The 23,367-nt window shown below is 60.4% G+C and carries 21 protein-coding genes and 1 pseudogene; 13 read left to right on the forward strand and 9 right to left on the reverse strand.

Features of this window, described 5'->3' with window-relative positions; translation table 11 throughout:
- Positions 1–493: 493 nt before the first annotated feature.
- The 7 genes and pseudogenes from HKK57_RS10885 to HKK57_RS10915 all read left to right on the forward strand — a co-directional run.
- Positions 494–1,657, forward strand: a pseudogene (locus HKK57_RS10885) (OFA family MFS transporter); the annotation flags it as partial.
- 254 nt (positions 1,658–1,911) lie between these two features.
- Positions 1,912–2,505, forward strand: coding sequence for an imidazoleglycerol-phosphate dehydratase HisB (gene hisB / locus HKK57_RS10890; protein WP_003218037.1), 594 nt, complete (start codon positions 1,912–1,914; stop codon positions 2,503–2,505).
- Positions 2,505–3,143 (forward strand): imidazole glycerol phosphate synthase subunit HisH, encoded by a 639-nt coding sequence (hisH, locus tag HKK57_RS10895; protein ID WP_169390153.1) that lies wholly within the window; start codon positions 2,505–2,507, stop codon positions 3,141–3,143. The genes hisB and hisH overlap by 1 nt, the downstream gene beginning before the upstream one ends.
- Positions 3,143–3,400: a DUF2164 domain-containing protein gene (locus HKK57_RS10900; RefSeq protein ID WP_029295898.1), complete on the forward strand. Its 258-nt coding sequence runs from the start codon at positions 3,143–3,145 to the stop codon at positions 3,398–3,400. Before hisH ends, HKK57_RS10900 begins: the two co-directional genes overlap by 1 nt.
- Positions 3,401–3,439: 39 nt before the next feature.
- The gene (hisA, locus tag HKK57_RS10905; protein ID WP_029295899.1) at positions 3,440–4,177 is read left to right on the forward strand and encodes a 1-(5-phosphoribosyl)-5-[(5-phosphoribosylamino)methylideneamino]imidazole-4-carboxamide isomerase; all 738 of its coding nucleotides are present in this window, start codon (positions 3,440–3,442) and stop codon (positions 4,175–4,177) included.
- Between the two features lie 9 nt (positions 4,178–4,186).
- Entirely contained in the window at positions 4,187–4,957 is a 771-nt protein-coding gene (gene hisF, locus HKK57_RS10910; protein WP_029295900.1) for an imidazole glycerol phosphate synthase subunit HisF, read from the forward strand.
- A 66-nt stretch (positions 4,958–5,023) separates the two neighbouring features.
- A complete protein-coding gene (locus HKK57_RS10915) occupies positions 5,024–5,779 on the forward strand; it encodes a substrate-binding periplasmic protein (RefSeq protein WP_169390154.1) in 756 nt (251 codons plus the stop codon).
- 4 nt (positions 5,780–5,783) lie between these two features.
- Here the strand turns inward: HKK57_RS10915 and HKK57_RS10920 are convergent, their stop codons facing one another.
- The 5 genes from HKK57_RS10920 to gpmI form a co-directional block, all read right to left on the reverse strand.
- A complete protein-coding gene (locus HKK57_RS10920) occupies positions 5,784–7,043 on the reverse strand; it encodes a Vps62-related protein (protein ID WP_237150396.1) in 1,260 nt (419 codons plus the stop codon).
- A gap of 168 nt (positions 7,044–7,211) precedes the next feature.
- The gene (locus HKK57_RS10925; protein WP_169390156.1) at positions 7,212–7,985 is read right to left on the reverse strand and encodes a divergent polysaccharide deacetylase family protein; all 774 of its coding nucleotides are present in this window, start codon (positions 7,983–7,985) and stop codon (positions 7,212–7,214) included.
- Between the two features lies 1 nt (position 7,986).
- Complete coding sequence (locus HKK57_RS10930; protein WP_029295904.1) at positions 7,987–9,294, reverse strand: S41 family peptidase; 1,308 nt, start codon at positions 9,292–9,294, stop codon at positions 7,987–7,989.
- Positions 9,295–9,324: 30 nt separating this feature from the next.
- On the reverse strand, positions 9,325–10,611 hold the full coding sequence (locus HKK57_RS10935; RefSeq protein ID WP_169390157.1) for a murein hydrolase activator EnvC family protein: 1,287 nt from the start codon (positions 10,609–10,611) through the stop codon (positions 9,325–9,327).
- Between the two features lie 258 nt (positions 10,612–10,869).
- Positions 10,870–12,396: a 2,3-bisphosphoglycerate-independent phosphoglycerate mutase gene (gene gpmI, locus HKK57_RS10940; RefSeq protein ID WP_169390158.1), complete on the reverse strand. Its 1,527-nt coding sequence runs from the start codon at positions 12,394–12,396 to the stop codon at positions 10,870–10,872.
- Positions 12,397–12,547: 151 nt separating this feature from the next.
- Here gpmI and HKK57_RS10945 point away from each other — a divergent pair, with 151 nt between their 5' ends.
- The 3 genes from HKK57_RS10945 to secB are packed head-to-tail and all read left to right on the forward strand — an operon-like array spanning position 12,548 to position 13,747.
- Positions 12,548–12,961, forward strand: coding sequence for a rhodanese-like domain-containing protein (locus HKK57_RS10945; RefSeq protein WP_029295907.1), 414 nt, complete (start codon positions 12,548–12,550; stop codon positions 12,959–12,961).
- Between the two features lies 1 nt (position 12,962).
- Positions 12,963–13,217 carry a glutaredoxin 3 gene (grxC, locus tag HKK57_RS10950; RefSeq protein ID WP_029295908.1) on the forward strand — a complete coding sequence of 85 codons (255 nt, stop codon included), beginning with the start codon at positions 12,963–12,965 and terminating at the stop codon, positions 13,215–13,217.
- 44 nt (positions 13,218–13,261) lie between these two features.
- Entirely contained in the window at positions 13,262–13,747 is a 486-nt protein-coding gene (gene secB, locus HKK57_RS10955) for a protein-export chaperone SecB (protein ID WP_029295909.1), read from the forward strand.
- Between the two features lie 157 nt (positions 13,748–13,904).
- Here the strand turns inward: secB and HKK57_RS10960 are convergent, their stop codons facing one another.
- Entirely contained in the window at positions 13,905–14,360 is a 456-nt protein-coding gene (locus HKK57_RS10960) for a tRNA (cytidine(34)-2'-O)-methyltransferase (protein WP_029295910.1), read from the reverse strand.
- Between HKK57_RS10960 and HKK57_RS10965 the strand changes: the two genes are divergently transcribed.
- Positions 14,359–14,799, forward strand: a complete 441-nt coding sequence (locus HKK57_RS10965) for a hypothetical protein (RefSeq protein WP_029295911.1) — start codon at positions 14,359–14,361, stop codon at positions 14,797–14,799. The genes HKK57_RS10960 and HKK57_RS10965 overlap by 2 nt on opposite strands.
- Positions 14,800–15,225: 426 nt before the next feature.
- Here HKK57_RS10965 and ntrC read toward each other — a convergent pair whose 3' ends face one another.
- The 3 genes from ntrC to glnA form a co-directional block, all read right to left on the reverse strand.
- A complete protein-coding gene (gene ntrC, locus HKK57_RS10970; RefSeq protein WP_029295912.1) occupies positions 15,226–16,662 on the reverse strand; it encodes a nitrogen regulation protein NR(I) in 1,437 nt (478 codons plus the stop codon).
- Positions 16,659–17,744 (reverse strand): nitrogen regulation protein NR(II), encoded by a 1,086-nt coding sequence (glnL, locus tag HKK57_RS10975; RefSeq protein ID WP_029295914.1) that lies wholly within the window; start codon positions 17,742–17,744, stop codon positions 16,659–16,661. The genes ntrC and glnL overlap by 4 nt, the downstream gene beginning before the upstream one ends.
- A 461-nt stretch (positions 17,745–18,205) precedes the next feature.
- The gene (gene glnA / locus HKK57_RS10980) at positions 18,206–19,612 is read right to left on the reverse strand and encodes a glutamate--ammonia ligase (RefSeq protein WP_029295916.1); all 1,407 of its coding nucleotides are present in this window, start codon (positions 19,610–19,612) and stop codon (positions 18,206–18,208) included.
- Positions 19,613–19,945: 333 nt separating this feature from the next.
- Here glnA and thiI point away from each other — a divergent pair, with 333 nt between their 5' ends.
- Together thiI and typA are read left to right on the forward strand one after the other, a co-directional pair.
- On the forward strand, positions 19,946–21,400 hold the full coding sequence (gene thiI, locus HKK57_RS10985; protein ID WP_029295918.1) for a tRNA uracil 4-sulfurtransferase ThiI: 1,455 nt from the start codon (positions 19,946–19,948) through the stop codon (positions 21,398–21,400).
- Between the two features lie 139 nt (positions 21,401–21,539).
- Positions 21,540–23,360, forward strand: a complete 1,821-nt coding sequence (gene typA / locus HKK57_RS10990; protein WP_070996193.1) for a translational GTPase TypA — start codon at positions 21,540–21,542, stop codon at positions 23,358–23,360.
- Positions 23,361–23,367 lie beyond the last annotated feature (7 nt).

The following is a 23,367-nucleotide window of genomic DNA, read 5'->3' on the forward strand; positions in this document are numbered from 1 at the left end:
ACTAACACCAGGTAAAAATCGCCACAACGTCGAATGAACCGCCACAAATTTGCTTACAGCTCGCGGTTCACAATCATAACCATCAATGCCATTCTGTTTCAACCGCTTAACATCGCGCCGTCGCCCAGCCAACCATTTCACAGACTTAGGCTGCTTGTATTATTTCGTGGTTTTCCCATACTATGCCCACAAAGAGGCAACCAAAACCGCGTTCAAAAAACTGATGATATCGCAGATCTTCTTTGCCGTCCAGCAGATTTATTTTGATCATGCAATGCTTGAAGCTTCGATCTGCGCATCCCCGTTTCACTGCCTGATGCTGGTAGCGAGAGTCTGGTGCTGGTCGATGAACCACCGTCGTCGCAAAACTGGTGCAGCCCGGCACTGAAGAAAGCGGCAATGACTCCAGCGCCAGTGACGTTCACCGATCCGGCTTCGACGCGGTTCTTGAACAAAAAGCATCACAGTGTCATCGGTCTCACCAGCACATCCGCCGGTGTCGACCCTGATCAAGTGGTTCCCGGACAAGCGCGGCATGGCGACCGGCATGGCGATCATGGGCTTCGGCGGTGGTGCGATGGTCGGTGCGCCGTTGGCTGCAGCGCTGATGGGCCACTTCGCTTCGCCGACCGGCGTGGGCGTGTGGCAGAGCTTTTTGGTCATGGCCGCGATCTACTTCGTGTTCATGATCGGCGGCGCTTTGTCCTACCGTGTCCCGCCGACCGGCTGGAAGCCTGAGGGCTGGACCGCGCCGGCGAAAAAAGCCAGTAATGCGATGATCACCCACCGTCACGTCCACGTGAACGTGGCGTGGAAAACCCCGCAATTCCGCCTGGTCTGGCTGGTGCTGTGCCTGAACGTATCGGCCGGTATCGGCATCCTGGGCATGGCGTCGCCGCTGTTGCAGGAAGTGTTCGGCGGCAAGTTGCTGGGCGTGGATGTGCCGTTTGGCCAACTGGATGCGGGTCAACTGGCCTCCATCGCAGCCATTGCGGCGGGGTTCACCGGGTTGTTGAGCCTGTTCAACATTGGTGGGCGGTTCTTCTGGGCGTCGTTCTCCGACTACCTGGGCCGCAAGAACACCTACTTCGTGTTCTTCGCCCTGGGCTTTGCCCTGTACGCGCTGATCCCGAACCTCGGCCACCTGGGCAACGTCTCGCTGTTCGTGGCGGCGTTCTGCATCATCCTGTCGATGTACGGCGGCGGCTTCGCGACCGTACCGGCCTACCTGGCGGACCTGTTCGGTACGCAAATGGTCGGTGCGATCCATGGTCGACTGCTCACCGCCTGGGCGGCGGCCGGCGTGCTGGGCCCGGTGTTGGTGAACTACCTGCGTGAATATCAATTGAGCATCGGCGTCGAGCGCGCTGCAGCCTACGACATCACCTTGTACATCCTCGCCGGCCTGCTGGTGCTGGGCTTTATCTGCAACCTGCTGGTACGCCCGGTGGCCGACAAGTACTTCATGACCGACGCCGAACTGGCTGCCGAACAGGCGCTGGGCCATGACAAGGGCGCCGATGCCACCACGTCCCTGGAATGGAAAGCCGCTTCCGGCACCGTGCCATTGGCGATCGCCGCGTGGCTGGTGGTGGGAATCCCGCTGGCGTGGGGCGTGTGGGTGACCTTGCAGAAGACTGCAGTGCTATTCCACTAACGCCGCATAACCCGTGTGGGCCCGGTTCCTGTGGGAGCCGGGCTCGCCCACGATAGAACCAGCTCGGTGTATCTGTAGTACTCAGGCGTCTGCATCGCAGGCAAGCCAGCTCCCACACAAGCACGCTCCCGCACTTGTACTGACATGTCTATCCCCGACAGGCCGTCAGTCTTATCCCCTTCGATGTTTCTGTTTAGCGCCCACAGCCCCTATAATGGCTACCTTTTTCGCCCAATGATTTTGCGGAGCTGGTGATGGCCGAACGTAAGGCGTCCGTCGAGCGCGACACTCTGGAAACCCAGATCAAAGCCTCGATCAACCTGGATGGCACCGGAAAGGCCCGATTTGATATCGGAGTCCCTTTTCTTGAGCACATGCTGGATCAAATCGCCCGTCATGGGCTGATCGACCTGGATATCGTCAGCAAGGGCGACCTGCATATCGACGACCACCACACCGTGGAGGATGTCGGTATCACCCTCGGCCAGGCGTTTGCCAAGGCCATCGGCGACAAAAAAGGCATCCGTCGCTACGGCCACGCCTATGTCCCGCTGGACGAGGCACTGTCGCGTGTGGTCATCGACTTCTCTGGCCGCCCAGGCCTGCAGATGCACGTGCCGTACACCCGCGCCACCGTCGGCGGCTTTGACGTGGACCTGTTCCAGGAGTTCTTCCAGGGCTTCGTCAACCATGCCCTGGTGAGCCTGCACATCGACAACCTGCGTGGCACCAACACCCACCACCAGATCGAAACCGTGTTCAAGGCTTTCGGCCGCGCCCTGCGCATGGCCGTGGAGCTCGATGACCGCATGGCCGGGCAAATGCCTTCGACCAAGGGCGTTCTGTAATGCAGACGGTCGCGGTTATCGACTACGGCATGGGTAACCTGCACTCGGTGGCCAAGGCCCTCGAACACGTAGGTGCCGGCAAGGTGCTGATCACCAGCGATGCCAAGGTGATCCGCGAAGCCGACCGGGTGGTGTTTCCCGGTGTAGGCGCGATTCGCGATTGCATGGCTGAAATCCGTCGCCTGGGCTTTGACAGCCTGGTGCGCGAAGTCAGCCAGGACCGGCCGTTCCTCGGGATCTGCGTGGGCATGCAAGCCTTGCTCGAGCGCAGTGAAGAAAACGGCGGCGTCGACTGCATCGGCCTGTTCCCGGGGGAGGTGAAGTTCTTCGGCAAGGACCTGCATGAAGACGGCGAACACTTGAAAGTCCCGCACATGGGCTGGAACGAAGTGCGCCGCACCGTCGACCACCCGCTGTGGCATGACATCCCGGACATGGCGCGTTTCTACTTCGTGCACAGCTACTACATCGCCGCCGGTAACCCGCGCCAGGTGGTGGGTGGCGGGCACTATGGCGTCGACTTCGCCGCCGCGCTGGCCGAAGGCTCGCGCTTCGCCGTGCAGTTCCACCCGGAGAAGAGCCATACCCATGGCCTGCAGTTGCTGCAGAACTTCGCCAGCTGGGACGGGCGTTGGTAATGGCCAAGAAGATCAAGCCGCCGATCCTCAATCTCACTCCCCAGCAGGAGAGTGAGGCGACCGACAAGATCAAGCGTTTCATGGAAGACCGCTTCGAGCTCAGGCTCGGGTCGTTCGAGGTGGCTGAGATCCTCGAACTGTTCACCACTGAAATTGCTCCGCACTATTACAACAGGGCGATTTTCGATGTGCAGACGCACCTTAAAGAAAGGTTCGAAAGCATCGAAAGCGACTTGTGGGCGCTCGAAAAACCCTGATTCTTCGAGCAATGCTGAATATCGAATAAGGTTTGCCAGATGCTGATTATCCCCGCTATCGATCTCAAGGACGGCGCTTGCGTACGTCTGCGCCAGGGCCGCATGGAAGATTCCACGGTGTTTTCCGATGACCCGGTCAGCATGGCTGCCAAGTGGGTGGAGGGTGGCTGCCGCCGTCTGCATCTGGTGGACTTGAACGGCGCCTTCGAAGGCCAGCCGGTCAATGGCGAAGTGGTTACTGCCATCGCCAAGCGCTACCCGAACCTGCCGATCCAGATCGGTGGCGGTATCCGCTCCCTGGAAACCATCGAGCACTACGTCAAGGCGGGCGTGAGCTACGTGATCATCGGCACCAAGGCCGTGAAAGACCCGGCCTTCGTCGCCGAGGCCTGCCGTGCGTTCCCGGGCAAGGTCATCGTGGGCCTGGACGCCAAGGATGGCTTCGTCGCCACCGACGGCTGGGCCGAGATCAGCACCATTCAGGTGATCGACCTGGCCAAGCAGTTCGAGGCAGACGGCGTGTCCGCCATCGTTTACACCGACATTGCCAAAGACGGCATGATGCAGGGCTGCAACGTACCGTTCACCGCTGCGCTGGCGGCCGCCACCAAGATCCCGGTAATCGCCTCCGGTGGTATCCACAACCTGGGCGACATCAAGTCGCTGCTGGACGCCAAGGCTCCTGGGATCATCGGCGCGATCACCGGCCGTGCGATCTATGAAGGTACCCTGGACGTCGCCGAGGCCCAGGCCTACTGCGATGCCTACAACGGCTGAGGACTGACCATGGCGCTGGCCAAACGCATCATCCCTTGCCTGGACGTCGACAACGGTCGGGTGGTCAAGGGCGTCAAGTTCGAGAACATCCGTGACGCCGGCGACCCGGTGGAAATTGCCCGTCGCTACGATGAGCAGGGTGCCGACGAAATTACCTTTCTCGACATCACCGCCAGCGTCGACGGCCGCGATACCACGCTGCATACCGTCGAGCGCATGGCCAGCCAGGTGTTTATCCCGCTGACCGTGGGCGGTGGCGTACGCACCGTGCAAGACATCCGCAACCTGCTCAACGCCGGTGCGGACAAGGTCTCGATCAACACTGCCGCGGTGTTCAATCCGGAATTTGTCGGCGAAGCCGCGCAGCATTTCGGTTCGCAATGCATCGTGGTCGCCATCGACGCCAAGAAAGTCTCCGGGCCGGGTGAACCCCCGCGTTGGGAGATCTTCACCCATGGCGGGCGCAAGCCTACCGGCCTGGATGCGGTGCAGTGGGCAATGAAGATGGAAGGCCTGGGCGCCGGTGAAATCCTGCTGACCAGCATGGACCAGGACGGCATGAAAAACGGCTTCGACCTGGGCGTGACCCGCGCCATCAGCGATGCGCTGGGCATCCCGGTGATCGCTTCCGGTGGTGTGGGCAACCTGCAACACCTGGCCGACGGCGTCATCGAAGGCCACGCCAGTGCGGTGCTGGCGGCGAGTATTTTCCACTTTGGCGAATACACCGTGCCCGAGGCCAAGGCCTACATGGCGGCGCGCGGCATCGTCGTACGCTAAACGCCACTGGACACCATGACAGGCTCGCGGCACTCTGGGGCCTGCCATGGATTCCGGTAATTCTACATGCTCAAAGACCTGCTTCTTGCCCTCGTCAGCTCTTCCGTTCTTTTGGCAGGCTCGGCCAATGCTGCCGAGCCCTCTGCTGATTCGCTGGTGCTGCTGACGGAGAATTTTCCGCCCTACAACATGGCGAAAAACGGCAAGAACTTCGCCAAGGACGAGAACGTCGAAGGCATCGCCGTGGACATCGTGCGCGAAACCTTCAAGCGTGCTGGCGTTTCCTACAACCTGACGCTGCGTTTCCCCTGGGAACGGATCTACAAACTCGCCCTGGAACAACCTGGCTACGGGGTCTTCGTCATGGCCCGCCTGCCGGACCGCGAAGCCCTGTTCAAGTGGGTCGGCCCCATCGGCCCGGACGATTGGGTGCTGCTGGCCAACGCCGACAGCAACATCCAGTTGACCGACCTTGAGCAGGCCCGGCGCTACAAGGTGGGTGCCTACAAAGGTGACGCGATTGCCCTGAGCCTGGAAAAACAAGGCCTCACACCACAGGTCGTGCTCCGCGACCAGGACAATGCGCAAAAACTGCTGGATGGCCAGATCGACCTCTGGGCCACCGGCGATCCCGCCGGCCGCTACCTGGCGCGGCAAGTCGGGATAACCGGGCTCAAGACCGTGCTGCGGTTCAACAGTGCCCAGTTGTACCTGGCCCTGAACAAAAACGTCCCGGACGAAACCGTCGCCAAACTGCAAGCCGCGCTGGATCAGCTCCGTGAAGAGGGCGTGGTGAGCGAGATCATGGGGCGCTATCTCTAGCGGCTCATGAGGCCGGCGCCGGCAGTGGCCGGCACGTGACCTCGCATTCACGGGCCGGTGGGTATTCGCTCCAATACACGCTGTCACCGTCGGTGTAGCTGATGCTCGTTGCCACTTGCGTACCGTTTTCCCGCAGCAGCTTGTAATCGCTTTGCACCAGATACACGGCTACCGCCTTTTGCGCGGGAACCGTGGCGTTGACTTCAAAAGCGGTCGAGGTGGACCACCCTTCGGAAGACGTTTGGGTGTGCGTGAGGCCACCGCTGAGTTTTGCCGAGACCTTGCCCGAAGCGCCCCACACGTTGAAACCCCACTCAGTGCCGATTTCGATGGCGGTGGTGTGGGTCAGTGTCTTGAGGCTACTGCCGTTCTGCCCTCGGGTAGCGGTCCATTTGAAGGACTGGTTCAGCGAGCTTCTGTTATGGCCAAACCCGACCAATATGTATTTGTCCGATCTCTCCAGGCGATAAGTGGGGGACGTACGCAGTTGTTGGAGGGGCGACAGATTGGGGTCCTTGACGGTAAACCAGGCCAGTTTTGCGATATGGGTGACTTCGGCCTTTTCGAACGGCGAAGGCTGTTGCTCGCCCGCAAGCGCCGGTGCCGGAGGCGGAACATTGACCTGCAGGGGGATCTGCATGCGCAATGAATAAGCGGCAATATGCACCGAGGGTTTGGTATAGCTGGCGGCGCCGACAAACGTTCCTGCCGACAGGTACACCTCACCTGCCGCGGCCCCTGGCGGGCTGATGCCCCAGGCACTGAAGTCCAGCCGGGCCGGGCTGCGCTTGTTGTTCCAGATCAGGTCGCTGATGTATGAGGCGATCACCAGGTCAGCCCGAACGCACCGGACCGTGTTGCGTGAAGGTTTGTCGTAGCCATCCGTGGCCACCAGCCCCATTGCCACATAGCCGGTGGGGGGGAGCGGGCGCCAGATGGCCCCGTTGGCATAGGCCTGGGAGCCTTTGTCATCCCACACCTTTTCGAATTCGTCGGGCGGCATGAGCGCCTTGCCTTTATTGCGTTCTTCTTCGGTTTGCGCAGGGGCCTCCGAAACCACGGCGACTAGGGTTTCCTGGTTGATATCGTTGTGTCCGGCAACCGCATGGTCGCCGAGTGGGAAATAGTCGGTGAGGAAGTCGGCGGACGGTACCGGCCGCCAAAAACCGACGGGTGCTGCGTTGGGTGAACCCTTGTTGTTCCAGAGCCGAGTGAACTGGGTCGTGAAGTTGATGAGCAGGTTGCCAAATCTTATCGAGTCCATGGGTGTGTCCCAGTGCCTGGTGATTTTTTGGCATGACAAGTCCGCCATCGAGCGGCTGGTTCTAAGGCTGAAAGAAGGTGTCTAGAGGTATTCATGGGCATCCTGATAGCTGAGCGTTGTTCGCTCACTATTCAGGTATTCACGTGTGCCGGTGCGGTAGCTATCTAGCTAGCGGTAGATGCCATTTTTGCCGTGGCCGGCCATGGCCTGGTTGCTGCGCACGCTGATCATCAACTTGATATCGATCCACTCGATGCCCTGGGCCTTGAGCTTGGGCAACTCGCGCTCCAGTACCGCCAGGGTCTGTGGATATGGATGGCCGATCATCACGGCCGAGCCCTGTTTGTGGGCCAGCTTGATAGCGGTCTGCAACTGCGTGGTGATAGCGGCTTCGGTGCGTTCGTCATCAAGGAAAACATCCCGCGAGACATGAGCCAGGCCGATTTTTTGTGCCTCGGCGGCGGCCACGGTCTGCGCGCTGGTGCGGCTGTCGACGAAAAACTTGTGGCGACGTTGCAATTCACCCATCAGCCAGGTCATGGCCGCAGGCTGCGCGGTCATGCGGCTGCCCATATGGTTGTTGAGGCCGGCGGTGTAGGGCACGGCGTTGAACGCCGCATCCAAACGCTTGCCCAGTTCTTCGACAGGCAACTCGGGGTGCCAGGCGAACGGGCCGGTGGCCGGGTCCATGGGCATATGCAGGATCACGATCTTGCCGGCGCGATGGGCCTCGCGCGCGAATTCGGCGGCGTGGGGGGTGTCGGGCATGATCGCCGCCGTCACCGGGCCGGGCAGGGCCAGCACGCGACGGTCCCGGGGCAGGTTCTGCCCAAGGTCGTCGATGATCAGGGTCAGGTAGGCTTTGTGGGGCTTCTCGGCAGGGGTCGCATGGGCGACTCCTGCCAGGCTGCAGAGCAGGGCGATGATCAGGGCAACACGCATATCAACGGCTGCGCGTAATGCTCAGGCCCTTGAGCAGGCTCAACGCCTGGGCCAGTTGGTAATCATCGTCCTGTGGCATCGGCTTGGCTTTCGTGCCGCTGCCGGTTGGCTGGTCGGCGCCGCCATTGCCATTGCCCAGGTGCCCCTGCAGGTCAGCTTCCTTGAAGTACTCGTTTTCGCTCTCGTTGGTGATCTTGGCCCGGCGAACCTCGATATCCGGCACGATGCCCTGGGCCTGGATCGAGCGACCATTAGGCGTGTAGTACAACGCCGTGGTGATCTTCAGCGCACGCTCGTTGTTCAGCGGCAGCACGGTTTGCACCGACCCCTTGCCAAAGCTGGTGGTGCCCATCAGCACCCCGCGTTTCTGGTCTTGCAGGGCGCCGGCGACGATTTCCGAGGCCGAGGCGCTGCCGCCGTTGATCAGCACCGCCAGCGGGACGTTTTCGCTGAGGTCCTTGCCGGTGGCCGAGAAGCGCAGTTCGGAGTTGGCGATGCGGCCCTTGGTGTAGACGATCAGGCCCTTGGTGATGAAATGGTCGACCACTTCCACCGCCGATTGCAGCACGCCGCCGGGGTTGTTGCGCAGGTCGAGGACGATGCCGTTGAGCTTCTTGCCGTTGTCCTTGCGCAGCTTGGCCAGGGCCTTGGCCACTTCATCGCCGGTCTTGACCTGGAATTGGGTGATGCGGATGTAGCCGTAGCCCGACTCCAGCAACTGGCTCTTCACGCTCTTGACCACGATGGTGGCGCGGGTCAGGGTCACGTCAAACGGGTTGCCGCCGTCGCGCACCAGGGTCAGGGTGATTTTCTGACCGACCTTGCCGCGCATCTTGTCGACGGCTTCGGTCATGGTCTGGCCGCGGGTCGGCTGGCCGTTGATCTTGACGATCAGGTCGCCAGCCTGGATGCCGGCCTTGGACGCCGGGGTATCGTCGATGGGCGACACCACCTTGATGATGCCGTCTTCGGCGCCCACTTCAATGCCCAGGCCGCCGAATTCGCCGCTGGTGCTTTCCTGCAGCTCGGCGAAATCTTCCGGGCCCAGGTAGGCAGAGTGCGGGTCGAGGTTGCTGAGCATGCCTTTGATGGCGTTTTCCAGCAGGGTCTTGTCGTCCACGGGTTCGACATAGGCTGCCTTGATCCGGTCCATGACCTCGGCAAAGGTGCGCAATTCGTCCAGCGGCAGCGGCGCCTTGGTGGTCGCGGCCGTGGCTGACGGGGCGGTCTGGTCGGCGAATGCCATAGGCGCGCCGATCACCAGGGCGATCGTCAGGGCCAGCGAAGTGAGGCGGGACAAATGCAGCATGTCGAACGAACTCCTAATGTAGATGCGGCCCTATCCTTGGGCGCGACACCATTGTGCAGGGTCGCTTGGGCGGCCCTGCTGACGAATAGCGAAGTACAGCGCCGGGGTGTCCTGGCCGCCACTGTTACCGACAGTGGAGATGGATTCACCGGCTTTTACAACATCACCTGCGGCCTTGAGCAACGTTTGATTGTGGCCATATAAGCTCAAATAGCCATTGCCGTGGTCAAGAATCACCAGCAAACCAGCGCCGCGCAGCCAATCGGCGAACACCACGCGCCCACCGTGGACGGCGTGTACCTGGCTGCCCGCAGAGGCGCTGATCATCACGCCGTCCCACTTGGTGCGGGTGTCATCGCCACGGGTTTCACCAAAGCGTGCCAGTAGTCGACCATCAACTGGCCATGGAAGTTTGCCTCGGGCAGTAGCAAAAGGCCCGCCAAACGATTCGCCGGCGCTGGAAACCAGTGGGCCAGGCGCTGCACGCGCCGGTTTGCGCGGGGCGTCGGTGGCGAGCGCCGCGGCGTCACGCTGGCGCTTTTTTTCTGCTTCCTGCTGGGCGATCAGCGCTTTTTGTCGCGCTTCTTCGGCCTCGCGGGCCTGGCGAGCCAGGGTTTCCTCGATGGTTTTCAGTACTTTGGCCAGGTCGGCCTGGTCTTGCTGACGCGCCTGCAGCTTGGCATCCCGGGCTTTTACGTCGTTGTTGAGCTTGGCGAGGGCCTGCTGGCGTTCTTTGCGCACCTTGTCCAGCTCGTCGCGCTGGCTGTCGAGGCTGCTTTTCTGGGCCAGAAGTTGGTTTTGCTGGTCGGCGATTTCCTGCTCGACGTTGGCCAATTGGCGCAGGGTCTCGTTGAAGCTCTTGAGTTGCTCCAGGCGCGCGGTGCTCAGGTAGTCGTAGTAGGTGAGGGTGCGGGCGAATTTTTCCGGGTTCTGCTGGTTGAGCAGCAGCTTGAGGTATTCCTGGCGGCCGTTCTGGTAGGCGGCACGGGCCTGGATTGCGATCAGGCGTTGCTGTTCAACGCGCGCGCTCTGGAGTTTTTTTTTCTCACCGTCGAGCCGCTCCAGTTCCGACTCGCTCTTCTTTAGTTCTTTTTGCAGCTCCTGGACCTGCTTCTCCAGCTTGCCCATTTCGGTTTCCGTGCCGCGCAGGTCTTTCTGCACCCCGGATTTTTCTTCCTGGAGCTTGCCGAGCAGTTTCTTCAGCTCGGTAATGTCCTGACGCGTAGCGTCCAACTGTTGTTGGGTTTGCGCACGCTCGTCGGCCATAGCCGGTTGGAGCACGCAGACAAGAGCGAGGGTAATCAAGGCGCGAAGCATAGAGGCGGGCGACACCAGGGAAAGGGACGGCCTAGTATGCCCGGCCCACGCGGCAAAAAAAACGTCCAATTCGGGCTGGCGGGCAAGTTAGGCGCCCAGTGGCGCGGGTGTGGCTAAAAGCCATCTTCAAAAACGCCACCTATCCATGTGGGAGCGGGCTTGCCCGCGATTGCGTTGTGTCAGCCATGGAAATGTCGACTGATCCGCCGCTATCGCGGGCAAGCCCGCTCCCACATTGTTTGGTGGTGTGTTTGAAAATTAGACCAGGATCGAGGTACCGGTCATTTCGACAGGCTTCTCGAGCCCCATCAGCATGAGCATGGTCGGCGCCACGTCTGCCAGCACGCCGCCTTCGCGCACCTTGAAGTCGCGCTTGCCGACATAAATGAACGGCACCGGCTCGGTGGTGTGGGCGGTATGGGCCTGGCCGGTGGATTCGTCGGACATCTGCTCGCAGTTGCCATGGTCGGCAGTGATCAGCGCTTCGCCGCCGACCTTCTCCAGGGCGTCGACGATACGGCCCACGCACAAGTCCAGGCATTCCACGGCTTTGACCGCCGCTTGCAGGTTGCCGCTGTGGCCGACCATGTCGCCGTTGGCGTAGTTGACCACGATCACGTCATAGCGCTGGTGTTCGATGGCGTCGACGATCTTGTCGGTGACTTCCGGCGCGCTCATCTCGGGCTGCAGGTCGTAGGTGGCGACTTTGGGCGACGGGATCAGGATGCGCTCTTCGCCGGGGAACGGTTCTTCGCGACCGCCGGAGAAGAAGAAGGTGACGTGGGCGTATTTCTCGGTTTCGGCAATGCGCAGCTGGGTCTTGCCGTTTTTGGCGAGGTAATCACCCAGCACGTTTTCCAGGCTGCCCGGCGCGAAAGCCGACGGGGCCGGGATGTTGGCGGCGTATTGGGTCAGCATCACGAACTCGACTTTCGGCTGGCGCGCCCGCTCGAAGTCTTTGAAACCGTCATCGACGAACACATGGCTCAGTTCGCGGGCACGGTCGGCGCGAAAGTTCATGAACACCACGGCGTCGCCATCTTCGACCTTCACTGGCTCGCCGATGGTGGTGGCCTTGACGAACTCATCGCTCTCGCCGCGAGCGTAGGCCGCTTCCAGGCCTTGCTGGGCGGTAGCCGCGTTGAACTGGGCGTTGCCGTTGACAATCAGGTTGTAGGCCTGGGACACGCGATCCCAGCGGTTGTCGCGGTCCATGGCGAAATAGCGGCCGACCAGGCTGGCGATGCGGCCCTTGCCGAGGGCGGCGAAGGCGGCGTCCAGCAGCTCGATGGACGACTGCGCGCTTTTGGGCGGGGTGTCGCGGCCATCGAGGAAGGCGTGCAGGTAGATCTTCTCGGCGCCACGCTTGTAGGCCAGTTCGGCCATGGCCACCAGGTGGTCCTGGTGGCTGTGCACGCCACCGTCAGACAGCAGGCCCATGAAATGCACGGCTTTGCCGGCGGCGACGGCTTTATCCACCGCGGCGCAGATGGTCGGGTTCTCGAAGAACTCGCCATCGCGGATGGCTTTGGTCACGCGAGTGAAGTCCTGATATACCACTCGTCCGGCGCCAAGGTTCATATGGCCGACTTCAGAGTTGCCCATCTGGCCGTCCGGCAGGCCGACGTCCATGCCCGATCCGGAGATCAGGCCATTGGGTACGCTGGCGCAGAGGCGGTCCAGCACGGGCTTGTTCGCCGCGAATACGGCGTTGTCGTGGTGGTTTTCACTGTGACCGAAGCCATCGAGAATCATCAGGACCAAAGGTTTAGGCGTGGTAGTCATAGATCCTCTCGCGGCGGTATTAAAAGAAGGCGATTGAAAAGGGAGTGGCAGTTTAAAGCGAAGTTCCGATGCCGTCACCGCTTTACGGGGGTTGGCCCCCCATGGCGGCTGTGTATACTTACCGCCATTTTAACGCCCTGGAACCTCCTTGATGGTTGATCACCTGATTGCATTTGCTACCTCTCACTATCTGCTGGTCGGTGCCTTCGTCGTACTGCTGGCGCTGCTGATTGCTCATGAAGTGAGCCGTGGCGGCCGTAGCCTCAGCACCGCCGAGCTGACCGCACTGGTCAACAAGGACCAGGCCGTTGTCGTCGACATCCGTCCGGCCAAGGACTTTGCCGCCGGCCATATCGTTGGCGCGCTGAATATTCCCCAGGACAAGCTGATCGCCCGCATCGCCGAACTGGAAAAGCACAAGGCCAAGACCATTATCCTGGTCGACGCTCAGGGTCAGCACTCCGGTGGCCATGCCCGCGAAATGATGAAGAGCGGTTTCACCGCCGCCAAGCTGTCGGGTGGTATCTCCAGCTGGCGCGCCGATAACCTGCCGTTGGTGAAGTGATATGAGCCAGGTTGTCGTTTATTCCAGCGATTATTGCCCCTATTGCACGCGAGCCAAGCAGTTGCTCCAGAGCAAAAAGGTTGCCTTCGACGAGATCAAGGTCGATGGCAAGCCCCAGGTACGTGCCGAGATGGCCCAGAAGGCGGGGCGCACCTCTGTGCCGCAAATCTGGATCGGTACCCAGCATATCGGTGGATGCGATGACCTGTTCGCCCTGGAGCGCGCCGGTAAACTGGATGCGCTGCTTCACGTCTGACTCCAAAACCCTAAAAGACCCCAAGATCAAGAAGGATCTGCGAGATGACTGACCAACCGAACACCGAAGCGGCAGCAGAAGAGGCTCAAGGCCCACAGTTTTCCCTGCAGCGCATCTACGTGCGTGACTTGTCGTTCGAGGCCCCTAAAAGCCCGGCGATCTTCCGCCAGGAGTGGACTCCAAGCGTCGGCCTGGACCTGAACACCCGTCAAAAGCAACTGGAAGGCGACTTCCACGAAGTCGTGCTGACTCTGTCGGTCACCGTGAAGAACGGTGAAGAAGTGGCCTTCATCGCTGAAGTGCAACAGGCCGGTATCTTCCTGATCCAGGGCCTGGACGATGCGTCCATGAGCCACACCCTGGGCGCGTTCTGCCCGAACATCCTGTTCCCGTATGCCCGCGAGACCCTGGACAGCCTGGTCACCCGTGGCTCGTTCCCGGCGCTGATGCTGGCCCCGGTGAACTTCGATGCCCTGTATGCGCAAGAGCTGCAGCGCATGCAACAGGAAGGCGCACCGACGGTTCAGTAAGCTGAGCCCGACGCCGCTCTAAATGTGGGAGCGGGCGTGTGTGGGAGCTGGCTTGCCAGCGATAGCATCACCTCTGTGTCACTGACACACCGAGGTGCCTGCATCGCGGGCAAGCCCGGCTCCCACACACGCCCGCTCCCACATTTGGTTTTGGGGGCTATTTGAAACCAAGCTGGCGCCAGCCTTCGTAGACGGCGACGGCCACGGTGTTGGACAGGTTCAGGCTGCGGCAGCCTTCACGCATCGGCAGGCGCAAGCGCTGGCCATCGGGCAGGGCGTCGAGTACGTCTGCCGGCAGGCCACGGCTTTCCGGGCCGAACAGGAAGGCATCACCCTCGGCAAAGCTGGCATCATGAAACGGCCGCGAACCTTTGGTGGTGAACGCAAACAGCCGTGGATGGCCCAGGCTTTCCAGGCAACTGGCGAGGTCGGCGTGACGCTGCAGGGTGGCGTATTCGTGATAGTCCAGGCCGGCGCGACGCAGGCGCTTGTCGTCCATCTCGAAGCCCAGCGGCTCGATCAAATGCAGGTGGCAGCCACTGTTGGCGCACAGCCTGATAACGTTGCCGGTGTTCGGCGGAATTTCTGGTTGAAAAAGGATGACGTGAAACATGCACGGCTCCGAAGATAAAGATGCAGCGCATTCTACCCCTGAAGACGACCCCAGGCCGCAGCTATTGCCCAGAGTCCTGGGTTCGCTGGCGATTGTCGGTCTGATGGTGGGCTTGATGATCGGTCGCCTGACCACCCCGGACCCGACGGCCTTGCTGCAGGTCGAGCCCGCCACCGATGGGCTGGTGGTGTGGTTCAACAACGAACCGAAGTTGCACGGCGAGCATATCGACGGCACCGTGGCGCTGCTGTTCGACGCCCAGGGCCATGCGCAGGCGGGGCAATTGAAGGTCAATGACAAGGATGTGAACTGGCGGGTGCGCAAGACCGATGGCGGCTTGCTGTTGAACCTGGTGGCGGCACGGCCGCTGCGCGGGGAATGGTCGGGCAAGGCGGTCGATGACCGCTGGCGACTGGAGATCCATCTCCTGGAGCAATAAAAGAGGGAGTTCCCGGCCTGCCTGTACCAGGGCTCCCAAAACGGTTTGAAGCTCGAATTAAAGAGGGGATTCTCGGCCTGCCTGTACCAAGGTCCCCGAAACTGGGTAGTACCAGAGGTATTGCAGGGGGCGTGCCAGAATGGTGAATTTGTCTAGGAAAATTCTTTTATAAAGCGCAAAGCCCCGGATTACGGGGCTTTGGCGTTTTCAGGGTTCAGAGTTTTTTGAAAGCGGCCTGGAGTTCGTGCGCGATAGCGGTTCATGGTGCGTTGAAGCGGTGCACACCAAACAAATGTGGGAGCTGGCTTGCCTGCGATGCGGGCACCTCGGTCTTTCAGAGATACCGAGGTGATGCAATCGCAGGCAAGCCAGCTCCCACACAAGCCCTCATCCACATTAGGTCATCCGTGTGCTGGAGGGCTTTGTTCAGCCCTCTTCACCCTCATCATCATCCCCGCCATCCACCTTCATCCCCAATTCCTTGATCTTGCGGGTCAAGGTGTTACGACCCCAGCCCAGCAGTACGGCGGCGTCACGCCGGCGGCCAGCGGTGTGCTTGAGGGCCGTCTCGATCATGATCCGCTCAAAGGTCGGCACGGCGCTGTCCAGCAGGCTCGACTGGCCGCGAGCCAAGGCCTGGTCGGCCCATTGGCGCAGGGCTTGTTCCCAGTTGGTCACGGGCGCTGAATCCTGCGGCAGGCTCAACAGCTCCGGCGGCAGGTCGCTGATATGCACTTCGCGCCCGGACGCCATCACCGTGATCCAGCGGCAGGTATTCTCCAGCTGGCGCACGTTGCCCGGCCACGGCAGGTTTTTCAGGTATTCCTCGGTTTCCGTCTTCAGCAGCTTGGGCTCTACCGCCAGCTCCTGGGCGGCGCGGCTGAGGAAGTGGCGGGCCAGGGTCGGGATGTCTTCGCGGCGGTCCGACATCCGCGGGATGTGGATGCGGATCACGTTGAGGCGGTGGAACAAATCCTCGCGGAACTTGCCGGCGTGCACCAGGGTTTCCAGGTTCTGGTGGGTCGCGGCGATGATCCGCACATCCACCTTGACCGGCGTATGGCCGCCGACACGATAGAACTCACCGTCGGCCAGCACCCGCAACAGTCGGGTCTGGGTGTCGGCCGGCATATCGCCGATTTCATCGAGAAACAGGGTGCCGCCGTCGGCCTGTTCAAACCGGCCGCGACGCAGGTTGGCGGCGCCGGTAAACGCGCCTTTCTCATGGCCGAACAGCTCCGATTCCATCAAGTCCTTGGGGATCGCCGCCATGTTCAGCGCGATGAACGGCGAGGCGGCCCGTGGGCTGTGGCGGTGCAGGGCATGGGCGACCAGCTCTTTACCGGTGCCGGACTCACCGTTGATCAGCACGGTGATGTTGGAATGGCTCAAGCGCCCGATGGCGCGAAACACTTCCTGCATCGCCGGCGCTTCACCGATGATTTCCGGGGTGCGCGTCAGGGTCGGCTCCACGGCCTGGCCTTGCTGCTCCTGGGCGTGCTGGTTGGCGCGCTTGACCAGCGCCACCGCCTCATCGACGTCGAACGGCTTGGGCAGGTACTCGAAGGCGCCGCCCTGATAGGACGCGACAGCGCTGTCCAGGTCCGAGTGCGCGGTCATGATGATCACCGGCAAGCGCGGGTGCTGCTCGCGGATCCGCGCCAGCAAGTCCAGGCCGCTGGCGCCGGGCATGCGGATGTCGGAGATGATCACATCGGGCTGCTGGCGCGCCAGGCGGCTCATCACCCCGTCGGCGCTGTCGAAGCTCTGGGTGGTCATGCCTTCCTGTTGCAAGGCTTTCTCCAGGACCCAGCGGATGGAACGGTCGTCATCGACGATCCAGACAGTTTCACTACGGCTCATGTCGATGGGGCTCCTTGTTCCAGTGGCAGAAAGATCGAAAAGGTCGTGTGGCCGGGATGGCTTTCACATTCGATCAGGCCCTGGTGCTGGCTGATGATGTTCTGGGTAATGGCCAGGCCCAGCCCGGTACCGTCCGGGCGGCCGCTGACCATCGGGAAGAAAATGGTTTCTTGCAGTTCGGCCGGGATACCCGGGCCGTTGTCGATGATCTCGACCTTGGTCACCAGGCGATGGCGTACGTGGCCAATGGTGAACTGGCGCAAGGCGCGGGTGCGCAGGCTGATACGGCCCAGGCGCAGCTCGTTCTGGCTGCTGATGGCCTGCATGGCGTTGCGCACGATATTGAGCACCGCCTGGATCATCTGCTCGCGGTCGATCAATACGTCGGGAATGCTCGGGTCATAGTCGCGCACCAGGGTGATGCAGCCCTGGCTTTCGGCCTCCACCAACTGGCAGACGCGCTCGAGCACTTCATGCACGTTGGTCATCGCCAGCGACGGCAGTTTGTTGGAACCCAGCATGCGGTCCACAAGGTTGCGCAGGCGGTCGGCTTCCTCGATGATGACGTTGGTGTAGTCCTTGAGGTGCTCATCCGGCAGCTCGCGGGCCAACAACTGTGCGGCGCCGCGAATCCCGCCCAGGGGGTTCTTGATCTCATGGGCCAGGCCGCGTACCAGCATCTTGCTGGTTTCCTGCTTGGACAACTGCGCCTCTTCCTTGGTGATGCGCAGCAGGCGATCGCGGGGATGCACCTCCAGCAGCAGCAAGGTGGCGCCGTGGCTCAGAATCGGTGTTACCGCATAGTCCACGGTCAGGGTCTGGCCGGTGAGGGCCGTGAGCATCGCTTCGCGCTTGGTGAACGGGTGGGCCTGCTCCACGGCCTGGCGCAAGGAACTCAAGGCCTCGGCGGACTCGGTGAACAGCTCGCTGATAAATTGCCCATGGCTGCGCTGGCCGCTGATGGCCAGGAGCATCTCCGCCGCGGGGTTCATGTACTCAAGGCGCAGTTCGGCATTGAGCAGGATGGTCGCGGTGGTCAGGTTGTCGAGTAGCAAGCGGTGCAGTGCGTCGCTGATGGTCATTAGGACCTCTTTTGGAGCAAGGCGTGGGCTTGAGGCTCACGCTGATACCAGGAAAATGCAAAAACCAAACCAAGGCTCCGAAAAGAAGCGTAAAAGCCCTGAAATAGGGGCTTTAGGCGCGAAACTATGGCGCTCTGCCAGCTTGCTCGGGAGATATCGACCCAAAATGGGCTGGCCGGCGGGCATGGGTGCAACCTATCGCACCAATATAGTGCGAATCCCGGCATTCTGTTCAGCGATCAACTATTTCCTGGAAGCACCAATCAAACTGTAGGAGCTGGCTTGCCTGCGATAGCGGTGTATCTGTCACATCACGACTGACTGAACCACCGCTATCGCAGGCAAGCCAGCTCCCACAGTTTTGATGGGGGTTGCAAAGGTGGAGAGTCATTGTTTCAGGCAAAAAAAAGACCTCCCGAAGGAGGCCTTTTGGTCACGCCGCGTTGAGCAGCGCTACCGGATCAGCAGCTGTAGTACAGCTCGTATTCCAGTGGGTGTACGAAGGTGCGGACCTTGATTTCTTCTTCGCTTTTCAGGGCGATGTAGGCATCGATGAAGTCGTCGCTGAACACGCCGCCTTTGGTCAGGAACGCACGGCCCTTGTCCAGCTCTTCCAGGGCTTCTTTCAGGCTGCCGCACACTTGTGGGATTTCCTTGGCCTCTTCAGGCGGCAGGTCGTACAAGTTTTTGTCGGCGGCGTCGCCTGGGTGGATCTTGTTCTGGATGCCGTCCAGGCCAGCCATCAGCAGTGCAGCAAAACCCAGGTACGGGTTGGCTGCTGGATCCGGGAAGCGTGCTTCGATACGGCGAGCGCGAGGGCTGGACACGTAAGGAATACGGATCGAAGCGGAACGGTTGCGAGCCGAGTAGGCCAGCATCACCGGTGCTTCAAAACCTGGGACCAGACGCTTGTAGGAGTTGGTCGACGGGTTGGTGAAGCCGTTCAGGGCCTTACCGTGCTTGATGATGCCGCCGATGAAGTACAGGGCGGTGTCGGACAGGCCGGCATAACCTTCGCCAGCGAAGGTGTTCTTGCCATCTTTGGCGATGGACAGGTGAACGTGCATGCCCGAACCGTTATCGCCGTACAGTGGCTTAGGCATGAAGGTAGCGGTACGGCCGTAAGCCACTGCCACGTTGTGTACGCAGTACTTGAGGGTCTGTACTTCGTCAGCCTTGGCAACCAGGGTGTTGAACTTCACACCGATTTCGTTCTGGCCGGCAGTCGCCACTTCGTGGTGGTGAACTTCGATGACCAGGCCCATGTCTTCCATGGCGTTGCACATGGAGGTACGGATTTCGTGGTCGTGGTCGAACGGTGGTACTGGGAAGTAGCCGCCTTTGACGCCTGGACGGTGGCCATGGTTGCCGCCTTCCACGTCCTGGTCGGACATCCACGAACCCTGGTCGGAGAAGATCTTGAACATGGAGCCGGAGATGTCGGACTTGAACTTCACCTGGTCAAAGATGAAGAACTCAGGCTCAGGGCCCACGAATACGGTGTCACCGATACCGGTGGATTTCAGGTATTCCTCGGCACGCTTGGCGATCGCACGTGGGTCGCGGTCGTAGCCCTGCATGGTCGAAGGCTCGATCACGTCGCAGACGATGATCAGGGTTGGCTCTTCGGTGAACGGGTCGAGTACGGCGGTGGAGTCGTCCGGCATCAGGATCATGTCGGAGGCTTCGATGCCTTTCCAGCCAGCGATGGAGGAGCCGTCGAACATTTTGCCTTCTTCGAAGAAGGCGTCATCCAGCGCGTCGCGAGCCGGCATGGTCACGTGGTGCTGAGTGCCTTTGGTGTCCGTGAAGCGCAGATCAATCCATTTAACGTCATGATCTTTGATGAGTTGAACCGACTTCGACATAGTGTCCTCCGGGTGGCTTCGGGCTGGGGTAGTGGAGTAGCCCTTAGAATGTGGGTGATGCCGGCGCGGATAGTCCGCCATGGCAACCTGCCTCACAAGAGAGCAAATTGCATGCCAGTGCCCCGACATGGGTTTTTTGCCTCAAAATGGCCCCTATAAAGGTGCAAATCGTCGAAATGGCAAAAATCGCGCACTGCAATGTAGCGCAACTGCCTGTAAATGCACCTCTTTGGTGCGTTGCGTGCCGTTTGTATATTAACTGGTCAAACCTTGAGCGATTTCCGCTATAATCCGCGCCCCCCTTTTTCGGCTGGCCCTGCGCGCGCTGTTTCCATGAAATTAATCGTTAAAGTCTTCCCCGAGATCACCATCAAGAGCCGACCGGTACGGATGCGTTTCATCCGTCAATTGGCCAAGAATATCCGCGCCGTGCTCCGTGACCTGGACCCGGCCGTGGTGGTGAACGGTGTGTGGGACAATCTCGAGCTGGAAACCCGCGTCAGCGACCCTAAAGCCTTGAAAGATATGACCGAGCGCCTGAGCTGCATGCCGGGCATCGCGCATTTCCTGCAGGTCGACGAGTACCCGCTGGGCGACTTCGACGACATCACGCAAAAATGCAAACTGCACTTTGGCACCAGCCTTGAAGGCAAGATTTTTTCGGTGCGCTGCAAGCGTGCGGGCAAGCACCCGTTCAGCTCCATGGATGTCGAGAAATACGTCGGCAGCAAGCTGCGTCGCGAGTGTGGGGCCGCAGGAATCTCGCTGAAAGAGCCGCAAATCGAAGTACGCATCGAAATTCGCGACCAACGGTTGTTTGTGATCCACAGCCAGCACAACAGCATCGGCGGCTACCCGCTGGGTGCGCTGGAACAGACCCTGGTGCTGATGTCCGGCGGTTTCGACTCTACCGTGGCGGCCTACCAGATCATGCGCCGGGGCCTGATGAGCCACTTCTGCTTCTTTAACCTGGGCGGGCGTGCACACGAATTGGGCGTGATGGAAGTTGCGCACTATATCTGGAAGAAGTACGGCAGCTCCCAGCGCGTGCTGTTTGTCAGCGTACCGTTCGAGGAAGTCCTGGGAGAAATTCTCGGAAAAGTCGATAACGGTCATATGGGCGTCGTATTGAAGCGTATGATGTTGCGCGCAGCGTCGAAAATCGCCGACCGCCTGCAAATCGAAGCGCTGGTGACCGGCGAGGCGATTTCCCAGGTCTCCAGCCAGACGTTGCCGAACCTGTCCGTGATCGACTGCGTGACCGACAAGCTGGTATTGCGCCCGCTGATCGCCAGCCACAAGCAGGACATCATCGACCTGGCCAACGAAATCGGCACCGCTGATTTCGCCAAGCACATGCCAGAGTACTGCGGGGTCATCTCGGTGAACCCCAAGACCCATGCCAAGCGCTATCGCGTGGAGCATGAAGAGAAAGAATTCGACATGGCGATTCTGGAGCGAGCGCTCGAGAACGCCAAACTGGTGCCGATCGATCGAGTCATCGACGAACTGGGCCAGGACGTACAGATCGAAGAAGTCAGCGAAGCCCTGGCCGGTCAGATTGTCATCGACATCCGTCACCCGGATGCCGCTGAAGACGAGCCGCTGGAAATCGCTGGCATCGACGTGCAAACGTTGCCGTTCTATGCACTGAACGCGCGTTTCAAGGAACTGGATAACAGCCGTCAGTACCTGCTGTATTGCGACAAAGGCGTGATGAGTCGCCTGCATGCCCACCATTTGCTCAGTGAGGGATATGCCAATGTGCGCGTTTATCGACCGAGCTAAGAGCCCGGGGCTGTTTGCCTGTGGCCTGCGTCACCGGCCCCCCGACTCTGCCGTCAAGCTGTAACGGCAAGGCCTGACTCTACTGTTAATCGCTGCCACGACCTGTCAGCACACCGAATCCTCTGATCGAGATACACAAGTGATCGAAAATCTACGTAACATCGCCATCATTGCTCACGTTGACCATGGTAAAACCACCCTGGTAGACAAACTCCTGCGTCAATCCGGCACCCTGGAGCGCAACGAGCTCAACGACGAGCGCGTGATGGACTCCAACGACCAGGAAAAAGAGCGCGGTATTACCATCCTGGCAAAAAACACTGCCATCAACTGGAACGGCTACCACATCAACATCGTGGATACCCCGGGCCACGCCGACTTCGGCGGCGAAGTTGAACGTGTAATGTCGATGGTTGACTCCGTTCTGCTGCTGGTTGACGCTCAAGACGGCCCTATGCCGCAAACCCGTTTCGTGACCAAGAAGGCTTTCGAAGCCGGCCTGCGTCCAATCGTGGTGATCAACAAGGTTGACCGTCCAGGCGCGCGTCCGGACTGGGTTCTGGACCAGATCTTCGACCTGTTCGACAACCTCGGTGCCACCGAAGAACAGCTGGACTTCAAAGTCGTCTACGCCTCGGCCCTGAACGGCATTGCCGGTCTGGAACACACCGACATGGCTGAAGACATGACCCCGCTGTACCAGTCGATCGTCGACAACGTACCAGCGCCGAAAGTCGACCGTGACGGTCCGTTCCAGATGCAAATCTCGGCACTGGACTACAACAGCTTCCTGGGTGTTATCGGCGTTGGCCGTATCGCTCGTGGTCGCGTCAAGCCGAACACTCCGGTCGTGGCTATCGACGCCACCGGCAAGAAGCGTAACGGTCGTATCCTGAAGCTGATGGGTCACCACGGTCTGCACCGTATTGACGTTGAAGAAGCTGCTGCAGGCGACATCGTGTGCATCAGCGGTATGGACTCGCTGTTCATCTCCGACACCCTGTGCCACCCGGACACAGTTGAAGCAATGGTGCCGTTGACCGTTGACGAGCCAACCGTTTCCATGACCTTCCAGGTAAACGACTCGCCTTTCTGCGGTAAAGAAGGCAAGTTCGTGACTTCCCGTAACATCAAGGAACGTCTGGACAAAGAGCTGCTGTACAACGTTGCACTGCGCGTTGAAGAAGGCGACTCGGCTGACAAGTTCAAGGTTTCCGGCCGTGGTGAGCTGCACCTCTCGGTACTGATCGAAACCATGCGTCGCGAAGGCTTCGAAATGGGCGTTGGCCGTCCGGAAGTGATCATCCGTGTTGTTGACGGCGTGAAGCAGGAACCGTTCGAAAACGTCACCATCGACACCCCTGAAGAATCCCAGGGCAAGGTCATGGAAGAGATGGGCCTGCGTAAGGGCGACCTGACCAACATGGTGCCGGATGGCAAAGGCCGTGTGCGTCTGGAATACAACATCCCTGCTCGTGGTCTGATCGGTTTCCGTAACCAGTTCCTGACCCTGACCAACGGTGCTGGCATCCTGACCTCGATCTTCGATCGCTACGACACCATGAAGTCCGGCGACATGTCCGGCCGTCAGAACGGTGTTCTGGTATCGGTAGAAACCGGCAAGGCACTGACCTACTCCCTGGAAACCCTCCAGGCGCGTGGCAAGCTGTTCGTTGAACACGGTCAAGAGATCTACAACGGCCAGATCGTTGGTCTGAACAGCCGTGACAACGACATGGGCGTCAACCCAACCAAAGGCAAGAAGCTCGACAACATGCGTGCTTCGGGTAAAGACGAAACCATCGCCCTGGTTCCACCTGTTCGCTTCACCCTGGAACAGGCTCTGGAATTCATCCAGGACGACGAGCTGTGCGAAGTGACGCCGAAGTCCATCCGTCTTCGTAAGAAGATCCTGGACGAAGGCGAGCGTACCCGCGCTGCCAAAAAGGCCAAGAACTGATACTTAG

The sequence above is a fragment of the Pseudomonas sp. ADAK21 genome, assembly GCF_012935735.1.
GTDB classification, from domain to species: Bacteria; Pseudomonadota; Gammaproteobacteria; order Pseudomonadales; family Pseudomonadaceae; genus Aquipseudomonas; species Aquipseudomonas proteolytica.